The following is a 20,923-nucleotide window of genomic DNA, read 5'->3' as shown; positions in this document are numbered from 1 at the left end:
CTAGCCCCCCACTTCCCCAGTCAGCCGTATCCGGAGCACAAGCCATGACCGATATCCCAGGCGACCTCATGTTCATGAAGTCACACGAATGGACCCGCATCGAGGGTGACGGCAAGGTCACCGTCGGTATTTCCGACCATGCCCAGGGCCTGCTCGGCGACCTGGTGTACGTCGATCTTCCGGGTGTCGGCGATCGTGCCGAAGCGGGCACCGCCGCGGCGGTGGTCGAGTCGGTGAAGGCGGCGTCGGACGTGTACGCGCCGGTGTCGGGAACGATCGTCGCGGTCAACACCGCGCTGGCCGACAAGCCCGAGACCATCAACGAGGATGCGTTCGGCGAAGGCTGGCTGTTCGTCATCGAGATGGACGAGCCGGAACAGCTCAAGGAACTGCTCGGGCCGGACGAATACGCCGAGCTGATCGAAGCCGACGAGTAACGTCGTCCGCGGCGCGCCGGCGACATGCCGGCGATGCCGGTTGGATGCAACGCCGGGCGCATGCCCGGCTTTTTTTTTGCCTCGCACGGGTCGTCGGACGCGTCGGGAAGTTTGCGCACTTTCGCGCAATCCGACATCCGCGACGCCTCGCAAGGCAATCCATGGGGGCATGCGTGCACGTCGCGTTCACCGGCGCAGCGACGCCGTCCACCGCTGAGGCGGCAGCGCTCGCGTTGTCGGCGCTGCATCGACTGCATCGCGCAGTCGATTGGCGATAGCGCCTAAAACAAGCGCTTTCGCAATGGCCCGCCGCGCGCGTCGCTGGCGCGCGCCCGGAACACCATGGTCGACGCGGCAGGCCGTCAACTCGGTTCGCGGGTCGCGCGCGGTGTGTTCGACGCGCGCGTTCGTCGTCGGGGTGTTGACAGCGAAAAAAACCGTGATTAGGTTTCGCCACAACAACAGGTGGCCACAGCAGCGAGTGAGTGCGAACCCGGCGACAGCAAGCAGCACAACACAGTCCTCCGCCCGCAAGGTCGTCATGGTGGACTCGGGATTTGTCTCCCTCGCAAAACCTCAAGGTGGGCAACGACACGCGACCCGCGGCGCCGAGCGCAGCGGGTTTTTTCGTGCCGTGCCAACCGGAGTGATCCGTACCGACGCGCCCGGCGCGTCGGCGGTTGATCGCGGGTCCGATACCCGCGGTGCGTTTCGTACTGGGCAGTAGTACCTGCAAGACCCACTGACGAGGAGAGCCATCTCATGGCCACGAAGAAAGTCGCGAAGAAAAAAACCGCCAAGAAGGCGACCAAGAAAGCCGTCCGCAAGGCGGCACCGGCGCGCAAGGCCGCCAAGAAGGTCGCCAAGAAGAAGGTCGCCGCCAAGAAGGTAGCCAAGAAGACCGCGAAGAAGGCCACCAGGAAGGTCGCCAAGAAGGCCGCCAAGAAGACCGCCAAGAAGGCAGTGAAGAAGACCGCGAAGAAGGCCGCCAAGAAGACCGCCAAGAAGGCGGTGAAGAAGACCGCCAAGAAGGCCGCCAAGAAGACCGCCAGGAAAGCGGTGAAGAAGACGGCGAAGAAGGCTGCCAAGAAGACCGCGAAGAAGGCCACCAGGAAGACCGCGAAGAAGGCGGCGACCAAGGTTGCCAAGCGCCCGGCCAAGAAGGCGGCGAAGAAGTCACCTGCAAAGAAGGCCGCGAAGAAGGCCGGCACCAAGAAGGCGAAGCCGGCCCGCAAGGCCAAGGCTCCGGTTGTCGCGATTCCCGCGGCGCCCGCGCCCCTGATGTAAGCAACCCGATTGCCGTAAGACGCGACCCCTCTCCCGTTGCCCAGGCGGGGGAGGGGTTTTTCATTTGCGCGGTGCCGCGGCGCGCAAGGCGCCGTGGCGGAGCCTCAGTCGGGACGCGCCACAGAGGCCGCCGCACCGCCGGCGCCCGCCTGCGCCGCCGTGATCGTCGCGGCACCAGCCTGTGGCCGCCCGCCGCTTTCGGTCCCGGCCTGCAGCATGTCGTCCACCGCATCGAAGTCGACGTCGAGCCAGCGCTGCGGGGCCAGCCCGATCGCGCTGTCGAGGATCGTCGGCAGCAGGCCGGAGGGCACGCTGCTGTCGCTGTTCCACAGCAGCACCACGCCGAGGTCGCGCTCGGGGATCATCGCCATCAGCCCGCGGTAGCCCTGCACGGCGCCGCCATGGAACACCACGCGATGGCCGGAGTAGTCGTACACGCGCCAGCCGAGCGCATAGCCCGCCTCGTTCAGGCGCTGGCGCCGCCATGACGAGCTGCGAAGTTCGCCCGGGGTGGACACCAGCGACTGTTGCAGCGTCGCGAGCAGCGGCGCGGGCAGCACGTCGGGTCGCCGACCGGACTGCGCAAGCAGCCACTGCGCCATGTCACTGATGCTGGCGTTGACGCCGGCCGCCGGCGCGACCCGATAGTAGGTGGGCTTGGGCGTGAGCGAGGTCCAGCCGCCGCCGGCGCGCACGTGCGGCCGTGCCCAGCGCGGGCTCGCCTGGATGCCTTCGAGGCCGTAGCTGGCATCGTTCATGCCCAGCGGCTTGAAGATGCGCCCGGTCACCGCCTCGCTGAAGAACTGGCCGGTGGCGCCGAACACGACGTCGCCGACCAGGCTGAAGGCGATGTTCTGGTAGCTGTAGCAATCGCCGACGCCGCAGGTCATCGGTGCGCTGGCCAGCTGCTGCACCAGGGTGCGGTAGTCGGCGTTGCGCTCGAGGTCGCGGTCGAAGGTGTTGCGGCCAAGGCCCACGCGGTGGCTCAGCACGTCGGCCACGGTGAGCCGGCTCGCCGCCTGCGGGTCGGAGAAGCGCAGCGACGGCATGTAGTCGGCGACATGGCTGTCCCAGCGCAGCGCGCCCTCGGCGACCAGCAGTCCGGTGACGGTGCCGGCGAACGCCTTGGACAGCGACGCCAGGCGGAACACGGTATGCGCGTCGACCGGCTCGGCGGCGCGCACGTCGGTGATGCCATAGCCGCGCGCGCTCAGCACCTTGCCGTCGTGGACGATGGCCATCGCCAGGCCGGGCACGCGCTGGTTGGCGACGATCGCCTGCGCCATCGCCTCGAAGCGGGCGACATCGAAGTCGCCCGCCAGGGGCATCGACTTCACCCCGGGCGGCAGCAGCGGCGCGACGTTGGCCGCGACCGTGGTGGTGGTTGCGGCGGCGGGCGCCGATGCCGCGTTCCAGCCCTGTGGCTGCGCGGCCGAGCCCACCGCGACCGGTACCAGTGCGGCGAGCAGGCCGACCCCGGCAATGAGTCGGCGCGGGCTGCGTGCTATGCCTTTCATCGGGTGTATCCCCTGCGTATGCTGCGACGGCAGGCCGATCATATTCGCCTGCTTCCGCGATTGCATGAACAAGGGGAGCTTTGATGTCCAGCTTGCTGATCCTGCTGGTAATTGTGGGTCTGGCCGTAGTCGCGCTGATGTGGGGCGTGGGCATCTACAACGGCCTCATCGCCGCCCGCAACGCATTCAAGAACGCATTCGCGCAGATCGACGTGCAGCTGCAGCGCCGTTTCGACCTGATCCCCAACCTGGTGGAAACCGCCAAGGGCTACCTGACGCACGAGCGCGAGACGCTGGAAGCCGTGATCGCGGCACGCGCCGCGGCGGTGTCGGGGCTGGCGGCAGCCAAGGCCGATCCCGGCGACGCGGCCGCGATGGCCGAGCTCGCGCAGTCGCAGGGTGCGCTGAACGGCGCACTCGGGCGGCTGATGATGGTGGCCGAGGCCTACCCCGACCTGAAGGCCAACCAGAACATGATGCAACTCAGCGAAGAGCTGACATCCACCGAGAACCGCGTCGCGTTCGCGCGCCAGGCCTTCAATGATTCGGTGATGGCCTACAACAACCGGCGCGAGGTGTTCCCGTCGAACATCCTGGCCGGGATGTTCAACTTCCAGCACGCGGCCCTGCTCGAGATCCCGGCCGACAAGGCCGAGGTCCGCGAGGCGCCGAAGGTCCAGTTCTGACGCGGGATGAACTTCTTCGAGCAGCAGGCCAAGGCCCGCAGCACCAGTAGCCGCCTGGTCGTCCTGTTTGCGCTGGCCGTGGCCGGCATCGTGCTGGCCGTCGACCTGGCGGTGGCCGTGTTCCTCGGCGTGCACTGGGGCGTGCTGGGATTCACCACGCTGGTGACGCTGGCGGTGATCGGCCTGGGGTCGCTGTACCGCATGGCGTCGCTGCGCGGCGGCGGCGACGCGGTGGCGCTGCAGTTCGGCGGCGTGCCGGTGCCGGAGGAGACCAGCGACCGCAACCTCAGGCGCCTGCGCAACGTGGTCGAGGAGATCGCCATCGCCTCCGGCGTGCCGGTGCCCAAGCTCTACGTGCTCGAGGACGAGGCCGCGATCAACGCGTTCGCCGCCGGCTACTCGCCGTCGGATGCCGCCATCGCGGTGACGCGCGGCGCGCTCGACCGGCTCAACCGCGACGAGCTGCAGGGGGTCATCGCGCACGAGTTCAGCCATGTGCTCAATGGCGACATGCGCCTCAACATCCGCCTGATCGGCGTGCTGTTCGGCATCCTGATGATCAGCCTGATCGGCCGCAAGATCCTCTGGCTGGGCGGCGGGCGAAGCCGCAACGGTGCCGCGGTCATGGTTGCCGCGCTGGTGGCGCTGGCGGTCGGCAGCATCGGCCTGCTGTTCGGGCGGATGATCAAGGCCAGCGTGAGCCGCACCCGCGAGCGGCTGGCCGATGCCTCGGCGGTGCAGTTCACGCGCCAGACCTCCGGGCTTGCCGGCGCGCTGAAGAAGATCGCCGGCTTGCCCGCGGGCGCGCGCCTCAATGACCGCGCCGACGCCGAGGAGGCCAGCCACATGCTGTTCGGCGACGGCGTGGGCTTCAGCGGGCTGTTCGCCACGCACCCGCCGCTGCTCGAGCGCATCCAGGCGCTGGAGCCGTCGTTCCGCGCCGACCAGCTCGAACACCTGCGCGTGCAGTGGATGGTGGCCGCGCCTTCGGGACTCGAGGAAGACGTGCGGCTGGGCCTCGACAGCCAGGCCGGCGGGCTGCCGGCGCGCGACGCGCGCATCAACGTGACGCCACCCATGGTGGCCGCGCAGGTGGCCAATCCCGAACCCGGCGACTACCTGCGCGCCGACGCGATCGCGCGCAGCATGCCGGCATCGCTGCGCGCGCTGGCGCAGTCGCGCGAGACCGTCGTGCCGCTGCTGCTCGGCCTGCTGCTCGATGCCGATGACACGCTCCGCACGCGCCAGGCCACCGAGGCCAGCGCCCGCCTGGGCCACGCCGTGGCCGATGCGGCCACGGCGCTGCAGCGCGGCGAGCTGGCCGGCCTGCACCCGATGCTGCGCCTGCCGCTGGTCGCGATCGCGTTCCCGGTGCTGCGCCGCAGGCCACGCCCGGAGCTGGAGTCGATCCTCGACACCGTGCACGCGATGGTGCACTGCGATGGCCGGGTCTCGCTGTTCGAATACTGCATGGCGCGCCTGCTGGAGGTACAGCTGCGCGAATCGCTGGATCCGCGCCGCCACGCGCGCTTCGGCCGCCGCAAGCCGGGCAGCGTGCGCGAGGAGTTCGCCACCCTGCTGGCGGTCGTCGCGCAGGCCGGCAATCCGTCTGACCGCGCCGAGGCGCAGCGCGCCTATCTCGCCGGCCTGCAGCGCGTGCTCCCGCGCGACCACCTGCCGTATGCGCCGCCGGCCGATGGCGTGCTGGCGCTGGACGACGTGTGGCCGGCACTGGACGGCCTGGAGCCGCTGGCGAAGCAGATGATGGTCGAGGCGGTGACCGCGGCGGCCAGCCACGATGGCCGCATCTCGGTGGCCGAGGCGGAGCTGCTGCGCACGATCTGCGCGGTGCTGCACTGCCCGCTTCCGCCGATGCTCGAGCACGGCTGAGCGATCCAACCGATGGCGGCACGACCATGAACGACGTGACCGCGGGTGCCCGCGGACGGTTCGGGCGCTTCCGCGCCGAGCTGGGCGTATCGCCGCAGCTGTGGTGGGCGATGCTGTACTTCTTCTGCCTGCTTTGCGGCTACTACGTGCTGCGCCCGGTGCGCGACGCCATGGGATCGTCCGCCGATGCCGCGGCGGTGTTCCCGCGCGCGCTGATCGCCTTCGGCGAGCGCCATGGCTTCGCGGTCGGCGACTTCACCCTGCAGCTGCTGTTCACCGCCACGTTCGTGGTGATGGTGCTGCTGCAGCCGCTGTACGGCGCGCTGGTGTCGCGCTTCCCGCGCCGCGTGTTCCTGCCGGCGGTGTACCTGGTCTTCATCGCCTGCCTGCTCGGGTTCTGGTGGGCGTTCGACAGCGGCGCCGCCGGGCGCGGCGCACTGTTCTTCGTCTGGGTCGCGGTGTTCAACCTGTTCGCGGTCACGGTGTTCTGGAGCTTCATGGCCGACGTGTTCGACAACGCGCATGCCAAGCAGGTCTACGGCTATATCGGCGCCGGGGGCACGGTGGGCGCGCTGCTCGGGCCGGCGATCACGCGCCTGCTGGTGGAGCCGGTGGGCGTGGCCAACCTGCTGCTGGTCTCGGCCGGCTTCCTGTGCGTGTGCCTGCTGTGCATCTACAAGCTGCGCCCGTGGGCCAAGCGGCGCGAGCAGGCGCAGGGCGGCGGCGACGGCCGGGCGATGGGCGGTTCGGTGCTCGCCGGCCTGCGCCTGGTCTGGCAGCGCCCGCTGCTGCGCGCGCTGGCCGTGCTGATGTTCTTCGGGGTAGGCGTGGGGACGATCCTCTACAACGAGCAGGCGGCGATCGCGCGCGCCGCCTTCCCCACCGCCGAAGCGCGCACCGCCTACTACTCGATGATCGACGGCGCGATCAACCTGCTGACGATCCTGGTGCAGCTGCTGCTGACCCGGTTCCTGCTGCAGCGCTACGGCATCGCGCCGCTGCTGTTGCTGCCGGGCCTGGCGATCGTGCTCGGCTTTGCGTTGCTGTCGGCGTCGCCGCTGCCGGTGCTGGTGGCCATGGTGCAGATCGTCACCCGGGCCAGCGAGTTCTCGCTGGCCAAGCCGGCGCGCGAGACGGTGTACACGCGCGTCGAGCGCGAAGAACGCTACAAGGCGAAGGCGGTGATCGACACGGCGATCTATCGCGGTGGCGACCTGACCTTCGTGTGGGCGCACAAGGCGCTGTCGGCGATGGGGTCGCACGTGGTGTTCATGGCCGGCCTGGGCATCGCCCTGGGCATGACCTACGGCGCATGGCGCGTGGTGCGCGCCGAGCGCACTCTCCCGCAGGACCCCCGCGTGGAGCCTGTGCATGGCACGTCGACGTGAACTGCTGAAGGCAGGTCTGGCCTGCGCCGTGGCCGCCGCCCTGCCGGCCTGCGCGCGCACCGCCGCCGGCGATGCCGCGCCCGCTGGCGGTGCGCCGCTGAAGATCCTGGTGCTCGGCGGCACCGGCTTCCTCGGCCCGCACTTCGTCGCCGCCGCGCGTGCGCGCGGCCACGCGCTGACCCTGTTCAACCGCGGCAAGAGCAATCCGGGGCGCTTCGAGGGCGAGGCGTTCGCCGATATCGAGCAGCTGCGCGGCGACCGCAAGCTCGACCTGTCCGCGCTCGGCGACTCGCGCCGCTGGGATGCCGTGCTCGACACCTCGGCGTATATCCCGGCCGACGTGACGCGTTCGGCGCAGCTGCTGGCGAAGCGGGTGGACCGCTACCTGATCGTCTCGACGATCTCGGTGTATGCAAGGACCGACACGCCGGGGCAGGACGAAGCCGCGCCGCTGGCGACGCTGGTCGACCCGACCGCGACCGAGGTGACCGGCGAGACCTACGGCGGGCTGAAAGCGTTGTGCGAGCACGCCGCGCAGGCCGGGTTGCCCGGCCGCACGATGGTGGTGCGCCCCGGCCTGATCGTCGGCCCCGGTGACACCACGGACCGCTTCGCGTACTGGCCTGCGCGTGCCGACCGGGGCGGCGAGATCCTCGCGCCCGGTTCCGCCGACGATCCCACCCAGTTCATCGACGTGCGCGACCTCGCCGACTTCCTGCTGCTGGCGCTCGAGAAGCGCTACACGGGCATCGTCAACGCCGACGCGCCCGCAGGTTCGATCACGATGGGCCGGCTGCTGTCGACCTGCCAGGCAGTGTCGCGGCGCATGAACACCATCCAGTGCGTGCGCGCGCCGTGCCCGCAGCCGCCCGGTCACGATTCGACGCTGACCTGGGTGCCGGCGGACTTCCTCGAGGCGCAGGGCGTGTCCGCCTGGCAGGACATGCCGGCGTGGATTCCCGCCGAAGGCGACTACGCCGGTTTCGGGCGCATCAGCACGGCTCGCGCGCAGGCGCTGGGACTGCGCACGCGTCCGCTGGACGACACAGTGGCCGCGACGCTCGAGTACTGGCGCTCGCTGCCGGACGAGCGCAGGGCGCAGCCCAAGGCGGGGTTGTCACCGGCGCGCGAGGCCACCGTGCTCCAGGCCTGGCACGCGCGCGGCTGAAGCGCGCGCTTGCGTCAGGCCGCCTCGCGCGAGGATGCCGGCCGCGGCGTGTCGTAGTAGCTCGCCGCGCGCAGCTCGTGCACGTCGAAGTCGTCGACGGTGATCGCATCGAGCGTCAGCGCACGCAGCTCCTCGAGCTGGACGCGCTCCTCGGCGGTGATCCAGCCCTCGCGCACGCCCTCGTCGAGCTGGGACGCGAAGTCCAGCGCCTCGATGCCCTTGTTCTTCAGCGCCTTGAGGAACTTGCGTTCGACCGGCTCGGCGGCCACCGCGGCCGCGAGGCTGGCATTGATGCGGCCGGCGGGATTGTTCTCGCAGGGCGTGGTGAACACGCCCTGCGCGAGGCGGTCGCGGGCCTCGTTGGGCGTCATCAGCAGGGCCGCCACGCGGTGGCCGAGGCGGTCGCCGGGCGCTTCGGCACGCCGGCCCAGCGGGAAGATCAGCGCCCACATCAGCCAGCCCACCGGACGGATCGGGAAGTTGCGCAGCGCCGCCGACAACGCCGTTTCGATCTGGTGGATGCTGTCGTGGAACGCCCACGCCAGCAGCGGCTGGTCGGCCGCCGGCGCGCCGTCGTCGTGGTAGCGCTTGAGCATGGCGCTGGTCATGTACAGGTGGCTCAGCACGTCGCCCAGGCGCCCGGACAGCGACTCCTTGAACTTCAGCTTGCCGCCGAGCATCAGCATCGACACGTCGGCCATCAGCGCCAGGTTGGCGGAGTGGCGATCGAGCTTGCGGAAGAAGCGCCGCGTGTAGTCGTCGCCGGGCGCCTTGCCGAAGCGCGCCGCGGTCAGGCCGTACCACAGCGAGCGCACGGCGTTGGAGATGGCGAAGCCGATGTGGCCGAACAGGCTGCGGTCGAAGGCCTCCAAGCCGGCCTGCGCGTCCGGGTCCTGCGCCGCCTTCATTTCCTTCATCACCCAGGGATGGCAGAGGATCGCGCCCTGGCCGAAGATCAGCAGGCTGCGGGTCATGATGTTGGCGCCCTCGACCGTGATCGCGATCGGCGAGGCCTGCCAGGCGCGGCCGGCGAAGTTGCGCGGGCCGAGGATGATCCCCTTGCCGCCGATCACGTCCATCACGTCCTTGGCGACCGCGCGGCCCATCTCGGTGCAGTGGTACTTGGCGATCGCCGACGGCACGGCCGGCACATCACCGCGGTCGACCGCGGCGGCGGTCGCCTGCGACAGCGCGCTGATCGCGTATGCCTTGCCGCCGATGCGGGCCAGCGCCTCTTCCACGCCCTCGAAGCGGCCGATCGACAGGCCGAACTGCTTGCGGATGCGCGCATAGGCGCCGGTCGTCACCGCGCCCATCTTGGCGCCGCCGCTGGCGGTTGACGGCAGGGTGATGGAGCGGCCGATGGACAGGCATTCGCTGAGCATTCGCCAGCCCTCGCCGAAGCCGTTTTCCTCGCCGATGATCTGGCTGAGCGGCACGAACACGTCCTTGCCGCGGAGCGGGCCGTTCTGGAACGGCGAGTTGAGCGGGAAGTGGCGGCGGCCGATCTCCATGCCCTCGACATCGCGCGGCACCAGCGCCAGGGTGATGCCGATGTCGCGGGTGTCGCCAAGCAGGCCGTCCGGGTCGTACATGCGGAACGCCAAGCCGATCAGCGTGGCGACGGGCGCCAGGGTGATGTAGCGCTTGTCGTAGGTCAGCCGGACGCCAAGCACCTGCGCGCCGCCCCATTCGCCCTTGCAGACGATGCCGAAGTCGGGGATCGAGGTGGCGTCGGAGCCGGCGAACGGGCCGGTCAGGCCGAAGCAGGGGACTTCGGTGCCGTCGGCCAGGCGCGGCAGGTAGTAGTCCTTCTGCTGCTGGGTCCCGTAGTGCATGAGCAGCTCGCCGGGGCCCAGCGAATTGGGCACGCCGACGGTGGAGCTGACCACCGACGAGATCGAGGAGACCTTCTGGATGACCTTGTGGTGGGCGAGCGCCGAGAAACCGAGGCCGCCGTAGGCCTTGGGAATGATCATGCCGAAGAACCTGTTGGCCTTGATGAACTGCCACAGCTCCGGCGACAGGTCGGCATCGACGTGGGTGATCTGCCAGTCGTTGGTCATCCGGCACAACTCTTCCACCGGTCCGTCGAGGAATGCCTGCTCCTCGGCGGTCAGCTGCGGCTTCGGCTGCGACAGCAGCATGTCCCATGCCGGCTTGCCCGAGAACAGTTCGCCTTCGAACCCCACCGAGCCCGACTCCAGCGCGATGCGCTCGGTCTGCGACAGCGGTGGCAGGATTTTGCGATAGAACGTCAGCGCCGGCGCGGTGATGAACGGCTTGCGGATCTGCGGCACCAGCAGCGGCACGGCGATCAGCGCGAGCAGCACGGCCGCGACGCCGGTGGCAACGGTGCTGGCGCCCAGCAGCACGCAGGCGACCAGGCCGGCGGCGCTGGCTGCCACCCAAGTGGCCAGCCGCAGGCGGTGGTAGGCGGCGAAGGCGCCGGCCAGAAGCAGGACCAGGAACGGGGCGAGGATACTCATGGCGTGGGCTCCGCGAGCACGTGCTCGCCTGGGTTCGGGACGGAGGCCAGCACGCGCCCGCCATCGTGGCGGAAGAGTACTGACCATACTTTGCAGTATGGACATTGCCATGACCGGGTGTCAACGCGCAGGCCGATACTGTTCCGCACCCGGCCGTATGGATACACTCGGGGCCATGGACAGCCGCCCCGTAAAGACCGAACGCACCCGGCTCAGCGCCGATGACTGGGCGGAAGCCGCGCTCGACATGATTGCCGAGCAGGGCGTGTCCGCGGTGGCGGTCGAGCCGCTCGCGCGCCGCCTGGGTGTCACCAAGGGCAGCTTCTACTGGCATTTCCCGTCGCGCGACGCCTTGCTGCAGGCCGCGCTGGAGCGCTGGGAGGCGGTCGAACAGGAAGACGTGTTCGGCAAGCTCGAGGCGGTGCCGGATCCGCGCGCGCGGCTGCGTGCGCTGTTCCAGCTGGTGGCGCACGAGTTCAAGTCGCACGTGGTCTACAGCGCGCTGCTGAAGTCGCTCGACCATCCCGCGGTGCAGCCGGTGATCAACCGCATCTCGGCGCGCCGACTGGAATATCTCACCGCGTCGTTCCGCCAGACCGGTCTGGGACGCAACGAAGCGCGCCATCGCGCGCGCCTCACCTACGCCGCCTACGTCGGCTTCCTGCAACTCAACCTGCAACTGCAGCAACCACGCATGCCGCAGGACGAGTTCGAGGACTATGTCGAACATCTTGCGAGGACCCTGGTGCCGGGCTGAGGCCGGCGCCGGCGTGCGCTGCGGGATGCGGGATGCGGCAGTGCGGCAGGCATCGCCCGCGTCCGGCGGCTAAAATGGCCGGTCTTTCCAGTCCAGTGGCGCAGCCCGGAGTCGCAAGCCAATGAATGCAGTTCCCCAGCAGGCCAAGGCGCCTATTTCAGGTTCCCGTTTGGCCGTGCTGCAGCAGTGGGTCGACGACATGGCCGCGCTGACCCGTCCCGACCGCGTGCAGTGGTGCGATGGCAGCGAAGCCGAGCGCGAGGCGCTGGTGGCCGGAATGCTTGCCGACGGCACCCTGCTTGAACTCGACCAGCAGAGCCATCCCGGCTGCACGCTGCACCGCTCGCACCCGGACGACGTTGCGCGGGTGGAGCACCTGACCTTCGTTTGCCACCAGGACGAGGCCGACGCCGGCCCCAACAACCACTGGATGGCCCCGGCCGAAGCGCATGCCAAGGTAGACGCCCTGTTCGACGGCTGCATGCGCGGGCGCACGATGTACGTGCTGCCGTATTGCATGGGCCCGATCGATTCACCGCTGGCGCGCTGCGGCGTGGAGCTCACGGACTCGCCGTACGTGGTCGCCAACATGCGCATGATGACGCGCATGGGCGCCGCCGCGCTGGCACGCATCGAGCGCGAGGGCGCCGAACGTGCCGCACGCGGGGAGCAGGGCGACACCTTCGTGCGTGGCCTGCATTCCACCGGCGAGCTCGACCCGGCGCGCCGCTACATCATGCATTTCCCCGAGGAGCTGGCGATCAAGTCGTATGGCTCCGGCTACGGCGGCAACGCGCTGCTCGGCAAGAAATGCCACGCGCTGCGCATCGCCTCGCACCAGGCGCGCCACGAGGGCTGGCTGGCCGAGCACATGTTGATCGTGGGCATCGAGAACCCGCGGGGCGAGGTGCATTACGTCGCGGCCGCCTTCCCGAGCGCCTGCGGCAAGACCAACCTGGCCATGCTCATCCCGCCCGAGTCCTATCGGGAGAAGGGCTGGAAGGTCTGGACGGTGGGTGACGACATCTGCTGGATGCGGCCCGGGGAGGACGGCCGGTTGTGGGCCATCAATCCGGAGGCAGGATACTTCGGCGTCGCCCCGGGCACCTCGGAAAAGTCGAACCCGAATGCTCTGGCGAGCCTCCAGCACGACACCATCTTCACCAACGTCGCGGTGACCGCGGACAACCAGCCCTGGTGGGAAGGCCTCGACAAGCGCGTGCCGGCGAAGGACTGGCAAGGCCGCGACTTCGACGGCAGCCACGGTCCGGCCGCGCACCCGAACTCGCGCTTCACCGTGAGTGCGACGCAGTGTCCGAGCTGGTCGCCACGCGCCGAGGATCCCCAGGGCGTGCCGATCAGCGCGATCGTCTTCGGCGGCCGTCGCGCCTCGCTCGTGCCGTTGGTATTCGAGGCCCGCGACTGGTCGCACGGCGTGCTGGTCGGTGCCGCGATGGCTTCGGAGACCACCGCCGCCGCCACCGGCGCGGTCGGTGTGACGCGGCGCGACCCGATGGCGATGAAGCCTTTCTGCGGCTACAACTTCGCCGATTATTTCGCGCATTGGCTGTCGTTCGACAAGCCGGGCGCAAACCTGCCGAAGGTGTTCCACGTGAACTGGTTCCGCAAGGGCACGGAGGGCGAATTCCTGTGGCCGGGCTTCGGCGACAACCTGCGCGTCCTGGAGTGGATCATCGGGCGCGTCGAAGGCACGGCCGCGGCGTCGGAGTCGATGATCGGCAGGCTGCCGACCGCGAGCGATCTGAATCTCGACGGTCTCCACCTCGACGAGCAGGCGATGGCGAAGCTGTTTGAAGTCGACACCGCCGGATGGCTCGAGGAGTTCGAACGCATCGACGCCTACCTCGACCAGTTCGGGAGCCGGGTTCCGGCCGTGCTGCGCAATGAACTGGCGAAGATGGGAACGTGGCCGGCGAGAGAATGAACCCCGCCAGCCCGGACGACCGTGCCGACGCGGGTTGGCAGGCGGGCGAACAGATGTTGCAGCGGGGTGACTCCGAAGGCGCGATCGTCGCGTTCGAAGCCAATCTGTCGCGCACACCGGGGCACGTGCAGACGTTGCTGGCCCTGTCGGCGGCCCTGTCGCGCAAGGGCCGGCACCGGCGGCCGCGGCAGCTGGTGGTGCAGGCGCACGACGCGGTTCCGGATGTCGCGCAGCTGTTGTTTGCCGTTTCCCTCGGACTGTACCGCTTCAACGAATTCGCCCGCTTGAAGGAGACCTTGGCGCGGCCGGTGTTCCGCGCCGAGGCGCCTCCGCGCATCCTGGCGGAAGCCGCCGCCGGCCTGGTCGCCGCCGGCGACACCGCCTCCGCCATGCAGTTGGTCGAGCGTGCGCTGCAGATCGACCCGGGCTGCGCTGCAGCCCTCTACTTTCGCGGCAACCTGCGCTCGTTCGGCGGCGACACGGCAGGCGCCCGCGCAGACTACCTCGCCTGCCTCGACAGTGACCCGCGCATGTTCCAGGCCTCCTGGATGCTGACCGGCCTGCGTACGGCGACCCCCGGGGACAACCGGATCGACCGGTTGCTCCGCGAGGCGACCGAGGCCGTTCCCGGTGGGCATGGCGAGTGCTTCGTGCGCTATGCGCTGTACAAGGAAGCCAACGACCTGGGCCGCCATCAACTTGCCTGGCAGAGCCTCGAGCGGGCGTGCCAGATCGGGAAGCGCACGTCGCGGTTCGACCGCGACCGGTTCACGCGACTCGTGGACCGGATGCTGGCCACGTTCGATGCGCGAATGCTGGCCCGGCAATCGACGGTCCGGCTGGCCAGCACGCCGGTCTTCATCGTCGGCATGTTCCGTTCGGGCACGACGCTGCTGGAGCGCATCCTGGCTGGCCACTCGGTGGTCACGGACGGCGGTGAGACCTACGCCTTCGCGGAGGAGGTCAGGACGGAGGTGGATCGCGGGTTCGATGGTGCGTTCGACGTGTCCGTGCTCGACGGCATCGATTGCATCGACCTGGATGCCATCGCGACGCGTTATTCGGCGAGTGCGGCATGGTTGTCCAAGGGGCGCGCGATGTTCACCGAGAAGCTGCCGAGCAATTTCATGAACGTCGGGCTGATCGCCATGGCGCTGCCGCGGGCGAAGATCATCCATATCCGCCGTGATCCCATGGACACCTGCTTCGCGAATCTCACGACGTTGTTCTCCGGTGCCGTCGACCACGCCAACGACCAGCACGACGTCGCCGCGTATTACAACGGCTACGCCAGGTTGATGAGGCATTGGGAGGCGCTCCTGCCCGACAGGGTGCTGACGCTCGACTACCGGGCGCTGGTGGAGGACCCCGCGTCCCACGCGATGCGGATCGCGGAATATTGCGGGCTCGACTACGAGCCGGGAATGCTGGATGTCGGTCGCGCCGGTGGCAGCATTGCGACGGCCAGCACCGCGCAGGTGCGCCAGGGGATCCTGCGCGGGCGAAGCGGCGCCTGGCGTCCGTACGCGGCCCACCTGCAGCCGATGATGCGTGACCTGGGGGTCCCGGTCCCGGCGGTTGCTGCCGGAAATCCCGCCTGAGGATCCGACCACGTGCCACGTTGCAGCGTTCCAAGCGGCGATTGGGCGCCTGTCAGGGCGGCGATCCTGCTTGCCATGCTGTTCTTCCTGGCGTGCGTGTCCGGCCTCGCACGTGCGGTCGACTTCGAGGCCGAGCGCGCCGAACGCGCGGCACGGTACGCGTTCGCGCATGGTGCCGTGGCGTTCATCGTGCTGCGCGGGGACGCCACCGTGCTCGAACGGTACGCGGACGGCGTCGGCCCGGACAAGCTGCAGATGCTGTTCAGCGGCAGCAAGGCTTTCAGCTGTGTGATCGCCGCCGCCGCCGTCGACGATGGCCTCCTCGACTGGGACGCGCCCGTGGAGCAGTACATCGCGGAGTGGCGGGGGCGCGGACGGTCGGGAATCACCATTCGCAACCTGCTGTCGCTTGATTCCGGGCTCGATCCCGCGCGGGGCGGGGGGCGCGACAGCGAAATGATCGCAGGGCAGTCGATCGCCGCGGCGCTCGAGGCCCGCGTCGCCGCGCCACCCGGACGGCGCTTCGGCTACGGCCCCTATCCCTTCCTCGTCTTCTCCGAAGCCGTACGGCGGGTCACCGGCATGGAAGCGGCCGATTACCTCGCCCGGCGGGTGCTGGAGCCCATCGCCGCGCGGGCGTCGTGGTTGCCCACCGCGGACGGCCACCCGCATCTGGCCGACGGCGCACTCATGACCCCGGGCGACTGGCTGGCGTTCGGCAAGCTGGTGCGCGACGGCGGGCGCTGGCAGGGCGGGGCCCTGCTGCGCGAAGCGACGCTGTCGGAGTGTTTCAAGCCGTCACGGGCCAACAGCAGCTACGGCGTCGGCTGGTGGCTCGATTCGCGCACCGCGACATGCCATGCCGGTCGTGGCGGCGAATCCCCGGCGCGCCCGTGCATGGTGTCCGCGCTCGGGCGCCACTCGAACGCATTGCACGTGTTGCCGGCGGCCGACCTGGTGGTACTGGTGCTGGGAAGCGTCCGTGGCAGGCAGGAGATCGACCAGGAAAGGCTCCTGCGCCTGCTGCTGGCAGGCAACGAAGGCTAGCAACCGCGCCCGATAGCCGGTGCGTTGTCGCCAATGTCCATGCCGCCTGCAACCAGCAGCGAGCGGAGCGCGTCGAGACGTGCGCCATAGCGCTTCCAGCGCTCCAGCGAATCGCGGTTGAGCGGCGAGCGGACCTGTGCGGCGCTGGCGCTGGCGGCAGCCGCGGAATTGCGCTCGAAGGAGAGGCAGTCTTCTTGCCAGGAGAGTCCGCAGAACTCCAGCACCCCGCGGATGGTCGGCTCGGGGGCGCTGACCAGGACCTCGTAGTCCACCTCGAGGATCCGACCCGGCAGGACGGATTGCCAGTGGCGCATCAGCCGGTCGAACAGCAGGTAATAGCGGCCGGTCTGGAGGAGGTCGAACGAATAGTCATAGTCGACGGCCTCGGTCGAGAACAGCTGCCTGAAGTTGCTGAGGCAGGTGTCCATCGGGTTGCGCCGCATGCAGATGATCCGCGCGCCGGGAAGTGCCCGCGCGATGTCGGCGACGAACAGGAAGTTCAGCGGGTGCTTGTCGGTGAAGCGTCGCGTGTGGCCCGTCGCGGGACGCGTGCTGGCGACATAGTCGTCACCCAGTCGTTGCCAATCCTGGAAGCCGGGTGGCAGCGCAATGGCGGTCTCGAGCAGGCTGCGGGCCGGCGCTCCCGAAAACCGGCGCAACTGCATGCCGAAATTGTCGAGTTCGCCCGCCGGGTGCACGTCGTCATGGCTCGAAATGATCCGGTCGATGAGCGTCGTGCCACTTCTCGGCATGCCGATGATGAAGACCGGCTCGCCGCTGCGGTACCCGCCGCCATCTGGCGGCGACGTCGCGTGCCGCTCGATCAGCCGGGTTACGCAGCGTTCGGCGAGGTCGACAAGCGGCTTGGCACGGTGGCCCAGCTGCCCCTTCCCGGAAGTGTAGTGGTCGAAGGCCGCCCCGGTTTGGCCCAGATCCTCGAGCTCCTTGGCCAGGGCGAGGTTCAGGTAAAGCTGTGCCCCTGGTTCCGCCGCATGTCGCGACAGCCGCTGTCGCAGGCGCGCGACATGGTTGTCGTCCGCAGTCTGCCGGCGCAATTGTGCAATCGAGAAATCGGCGCGCCAGTGGCGCGGATCGAGCCTCAGGCACTCTTCGTACTCGCGCTCGGCACCGGCCAGGTCGCCATGGAACATCAGCGACGTGGCGAGGTTGTAACGGAGGTTCGGGTCGGAAGGCCTTGCCGCGACCGCGCGCTCGAATGCGGCTGCCGCTTCGGCATGCAGGGCTGCCCGGCCGAGCACGATGCCCAGCGTGTCCAGTGCGCTCGCGTCCAACGACGGCGCCTGCAGTGCAAGGCGCGCCGCTGCGGCGGCCTGCGGGAGATCGCCGTGCACCACGAGTGCACGCGCATGTTGGGCCTGGTAGTCGCCACGGCCCGGCTCGAGTGCGCAGGCGCGTGAGAGGCGGATGACCGCGTGTTGTACCTGGTCGAGCTGGAGGGCCGAGATCCCGGCAATGTAATAGGGGCCCGCCACGTTCGGGGCTGTCGGGATGATGCTTTCCGCCAGCGCCTGGGCCCGTATCCATTGGCCGCGCTCGACCGCTTCGAGTGCCTCCGCAAAAACCTCGACTGCCGATTTCATGCGGGACGACAAGGGGTGCTCCAGGGCAGGTGCCTGGAAGTGCCAGGCACGGTCGGCGGGGGCGGGGCCCAAAAAACTACGGCCCCGATAACGGGGCCGTAGCATATCAAGCAATAACGCCCTGGATCAGAAGCGCTGCTGGTACTTCAGGTACACGAAGCGACCAATGTCGAAACCGCCGTAGTACGGGTACTGGCTGTTCGGATTGGTGTACATGATCGGACCCTGGTGGCCGGTGATGTTGTTGGCACCGAGGGCAACCGTACCATTCCACGGCAGCTCGATGGACGCCTGCAGGTCGTGGAACGTGTTCGAGCCGGTACGGTTCTGGCGGGCCACGGCACCGTAGACGTCACGATTGGTCGGGTCGTCGCAGGGACGCGGCGCCGAGGCGCAGCTTTCCTTCATGCCGGAGAAGTAACGGCCCATGTAGGCAAGCGTCACGTCACCCATCTCCCAGGTCAGGCCCAGGTTGGAGCGCAGGCGGAAGACACCGGGGGTGCCCACGTAGCCCTCGACAAGGGTTGCCGGATCCAGGTCCGCCAGCTGGTCGTACTTGCTGACGTAGCTGCTCTGCCAGTTGACGCCGAACTGGCCAAAGCTCATTTCCGGCAGACGGTACTTCACGCCGAGGTCGTAGCCTTCCGTCTCCAGCTCGCCCAGGTTGGTCAGGCCGAAGAACATGTTGGTGATGGCGCCCGCCGCGTTGCGCGTGATGCCGTCGCAACGCGAAGCGATCCCGGAGACGTAGCAGTCACGCAGGATGCTGTCCACGGTGTCCGAAGCGATCACGTTCTCGAGCCTGACGTTGTACCAGTCAAGGCTGATGTCCAGACCTTCGACGAACTGCGGGCTCCACACGAGGCCGGCGGTCTTGGAGGTTGCGATTTCAGGCGTCAGGTTCGGGTTGGAACCGGTGATGAACTGGAAACCGGTCTGGCACGGCAGCGTGGTGCAGGGAATGCCGCCCTGGCCGAGCTGCACGTAGTTCACCGGCACACCGGCCGCGACGCAGGCCGCGCTGCCATAGCCCGGCTGGCCCACGGCGCAGACGTCCGTGTAGAACTCGAAGCTGCCGCCAACGCCACCGTACAGGTTGTCGATGGACGGGGCACGGAAGCCGTCGGCGTAGGTCGCACGCACCAGCAGGCTGTCGATCGGACGCCAGCGGAGCTGGAACTTGTTGTTGGTGGTGTCACCGAAGTTCGAATAGTCCGAATAGCGGCTGGCCACGTTGAGCGTCAGTTCCTGCGCGAACGGGACGTCCGCCAGAAGCGGGACCTCGAGTTCGACGTAGGCTTCGGAAACGTCGTACTGGCCCTGCGTGGTCGTCGCCGGCAGGCCGGTGCTGATGCCCGCCTGGTTGAACGCGTCCGGCACGAAACGACCCTTCTCGCGACGGTGCTCGACACCGACGGCCAGGCCGACGTCGCCGGCCGGCAGGCTGAACAGCGAGCCCGACAGGTTGGCGGTGTAGTCGGTGGTCTCGGTGCGGCCCGAGTCGTGGTAGGTCGGGAACAGGAACGTCTGCAGGTCCGGGTTACCCAGCGAGCCCTGGCCGGCGACGCCGAACGGGACGAACGGGTTGAACGGGATGCACTCGCCGCTGCCGATGTTGGTGCCGTAGTTGATCGGGTTGGCAGCCGTGCCGCACTCGACGCGGCCGGTGGCCGTGTTGAGGTACGACGCGCCCAGGGCCTGCTCGAGCGCCGGAACGCTGGCGTCGCCGTGGCCGATCTTCAGGATCGAGTTGCGGTTGGTCATTACGCCAACGTCCCAATCCCAGAACTTCTCGCCGAACTGCAGCGCGCCTTCGAGGGCCAGGTTGGTGCGGAAGGTGTCGAGCTCGCTGCTGGTGGTGCGCGGAACTTCCCAGAAACGGCGGTACCAGTACGCGTCACCCGCGGTCGGGTTCGGGTTGAAGTAGCTGTCGGCGGACATCATCGCGAAGCCGTACTGGCCCGGATAGCCGGCAACCTGCTGGTCCGTGGTGCGCTGGTTGTAGTTCAGGTCGGCGCGGAAGCGGACGTCGTCGGTGATGTCGTAGTTGCCGCTGACGAAGATCGAGCGACGCTCCATGCCCGTCTGCAGCATCATCTGCTGGTTGGAGTTTGCGCGCTCGGCGGTGGTCAGGTTGTGGTAGTCAGCCGGGTTGCGCGGGTCGCCGCCGGCGTTCAGCGTGCAGAGGCCGCTGGAGCAGGACGGATCGGTGAAGTCGCCGGCGTCGTTGACGTTGCCCAGCCACACGCCGTTCTGCGAGACAGCGCTCCAGCCCGAACCCGGGAACGCCGGACCGGAGTTGCCGAACGCGCTGAAGTCGCGGTCCTTCGCCCAGACCGGATCTTCCTTCGCATACTCGGCGCTGAACGTGACACTGCCGCGGTCGAACGAAGAGCCCATCGTGAAGTCGTAGCTCTGCTTGAAGCCGTCGCCGTCGGAGAACTGGCCGATGTAGGCGTTGGCTTCGGCGCCTTCGAAGTTGCGGCGCGTGATCACGTTGACGACGCCGGCGATGGCGTCGGAGCCGTAGATCGACGAAGCGCCGTCCTTCAGGACGTCAATGCGCTCGACGACAGCAAGCGGGATCTGGCCGAGGTCCTGGAGACCGGTGGTGTTGACACCGAGGCGCTTGCCGTTGAGCAGCACGAGGGTACGCGAGGCGCCCAGGTTGCGGATGTCGATGTAGTAGCCGCCGACGTTTTCGCCGGAGGCAAGCACTTCGGAACGGCTGATTGCCGGGGAGCCGGCCGAGGTCATGTTCTGCAGCACGTCTGCAACGGAGCTGAAGCCCTGCTGCTGGATCTGCTCGCGCGAGATCGTGATGATCGGCTGCGCGGTTTCAAGTTCGGCGCTGCGGATGCGCGAACCGGTGACCTCGATGCGGTCGAGGGTGGTCGCCTGCTGCTCCGTGGTGGCGTCCTGGGCGAATGCAACGCCCGATCCGGCCAGTACGGTCGCGCCGGACACGAGCGCGAAAGTAATCGCGTCGCGGAGCTTGGTGGTCTTAACTGTCATCTCTCTCTCCAAGTGAGTCTTGGGTAAATCCCATGGGAACCCCGCCGGTGGCGTCAAAGCAGACACCAAGCCCGGCAAGGCCGGAACCGATAGTA

General features: G+C 68.6%; 14 protein-coding genes. 10 read left to right on the top strand and 4 right to left on the bottom strand.

Going from position 1 to position 20,923, the window contains the following annotated elements:
• Nucleotides 1–44 precede the first annotated feature (44 nt).
• On the top strand, nt 45–437 hold the full coding sequence (gene gcvH / locus H5368_RS07090; protein ID WP_182822746.1) for a glycine cleavage system protein GcvH: 393 nt from the start codon (nt 45–47) through the stop codon (nt 435–437).
• A gap of 762 nt (nt 438–1,199) precedes the next feature.
• Nucleotides 1,200–1,724: a hypothetical protein gene (locus H5368_RS07085; protein ID WP_182822744.1), complete on the top strand. Its 525-nt coding sequence runs from the start codon at nt 1,200–1,202 to the stop codon at nt 1,722–1,724.
• A gap of 104 nt (nt 1,725–1,828) precedes the next feature.
• On the opposite strand, the gene H5368_RS07080 is transcribed toward H5368_RS07085, so the two are convergent.
• Complete coding sequence (locus tag H5368_RS07080) at nt 1,829–3,241, bottom strand: serine hydrolase domain-containing protein (RefSeq protein ID WP_182822742.1); 1,413 nt, start codon at nt 3,239–3,241, stop codon at nt 1,829–1,831.
• Between the two features lie 83 nt (nt 3,242–3,324).
• Between H5368_RS07080 and H5368_RS07075 the strand changes: the two genes are divergently transcribed.
• From H5368_RS07075 to H5368_RS07060, 4 genes are read left to right on the top strand one after another with little or no spacing between them, the layout of a single operon-like run.
• On the top strand, nt 3,325–3,927 hold the full coding sequence (locus tag H5368_RS07075; RefSeq protein ID WP_182822740.1) for a LemA family protein: 603 nt from the start codon (nt 3,325–3,327) through the stop codon (nt 3,925–3,927).
• 6 nt (nt 3,928–3,933) lie between these two features.
• Nucleotides 3,934–5,817: a M48 family metallopeptidase gene (locus H5368_RS07070; RefSeq protein ID WP_182822738.1), complete on the top strand. Its 1,884-nt coding sequence runs from the start codon at nt 3,934–3,936 to the stop codon at nt 5,815–5,817.
• A 26-nt stretch (nt 5,818–5,843) separates the two neighbouring features.
• Nucleotides 5,844–7,205: an MFS transporter gene (locus H5368_RS07065; RefSeq protein ID WP_182822736.1), complete on the top strand. Its 1,362-nt coding sequence runs from the start codon at nt 5,844–5,846 to the stop codon at nt 7,203–7,205.
• On the top strand, nt 7,189–8,373 hold the full coding sequence (locus H5368_RS07060; RefSeq protein ID WP_182822734.1) for an NAD-dependent epimerase/dehydratase family protein: 1,185 nt from the start codon (nt 7,189–7,191) through the stop codon (nt 8,371–8,373). Before H5368_RS07065 ends, H5368_RS07060 begins: the two co-directional genes overlap by 17 nt.
• Nucleotides 8,374–8,387: 14 nt before the next feature.
• On the opposite strand, the gene H5368_RS07055 is transcribed toward H5368_RS07060, so the two are convergent.
• Nucleotides 8,388–10,862, bottom strand: a complete 2,475-nt coding sequence (locus H5368_RS07055) for an acyl-CoA dehydrogenase (RefSeq protein WP_182822732.1) — start codon at nt 10,860–10,862, stop codon at nt 8,388–8,390.
• Between the two features lie 157 nt (nt 10,863–11,019).
• Between H5368_RS07055 and H5368_RS07050 the strand changes: the two genes are divergently transcribed.
• From H5368_RS07050 to H5368_RS07035, 4 genes are all read left to right on the top strand, one after another.
• Nucleotides 11,020–11,619, top strand: coding sequence for a TetR/AcrR family transcriptional regulator (locus H5368_RS07050; protein WP_182822730.1), 600 nt, complete (start codon nt 11,020–11,022; stop codon nt 11,617–11,619).
• Between the two features lie 121 nt (nt 11,620–11,740).
• Nucleotides 11,741–13,564: a phosphoenolpyruvate carboxykinase (GTP) gene (locus H5368_RS07045; protein WP_182822728.1), complete on the top strand. Its 1,824-nt coding sequence runs from the start codon at nt 11,741–11,743 to the stop codon at nt 13,562–13,564.
• Nucleotides 13,561–15,165 (top strand): sulfotransferase, encoded by a 1,605-nt coding sequence (locus H5368_RS07040; protein WP_182822726.1) that lies wholly within the window; start codon nt 13,561–13,563, stop codon nt 15,163–15,165. Before H5368_RS07045 ends, H5368_RS07040 begins: the two co-directional genes overlap by 4 nt.
• A 75-nt stretch (nt 15,166–15,240) precedes the next feature.
• Nucleotides 15,241–16,212, top strand: coding sequence for a serine hydrolase domain-containing protein (locus H5368_RS07035; RefSeq protein WP_182822723.1), 972 nt, complete (start codon nt 15,241–15,243; stop codon nt 16,210–16,212).
• Here the strand turns inward: H5368_RS07035 and H5368_RS07030 are convergent.
• The gene (locus H5368_RS07030; RefSeq protein WP_182822721.1) at nt 16,209–17,825 is read right to left on the bottom strand and encodes a sulfotransferase; all 1,617 of its coding nucleotides are present in this window, start codon (nt 17,823–17,825) and stop codon (nt 16,209–16,211) included. The genes H5368_RS07035 and H5368_RS07030 overlap by 4 nt on opposite strands.
• A gap of 114 nt (nt 17,826–17,939) precedes the next feature.
• Nucleotides 17,940–20,828, bottom strand: a complete 2,889-nt coding sequence (locus H5368_RS07025; RefSeq protein WP_182822719.1) for a TonB-dependent receptor — start codon at nt 20,826–20,828, stop codon at nt 17,940–17,942.
• Nucleotides 20,829–20,923: the final 95 nt, after the last annotated feature.

The sequence above is a fragment of the Luteimonas sp. MC1782 genome, assembly GCF_014164605.1.
Taxonomy (GTDB): Bacteria; Pseudomonadota; Gammaproteobacteria; order Xanthomonadales; family Xanthomonadaceae; genus Luteimonas.
The sequence above is the reverse complement of the archived record's forward strand: the minus strand, read 5'-3'. Positions and strand labels throughout refer to the sequence as shown.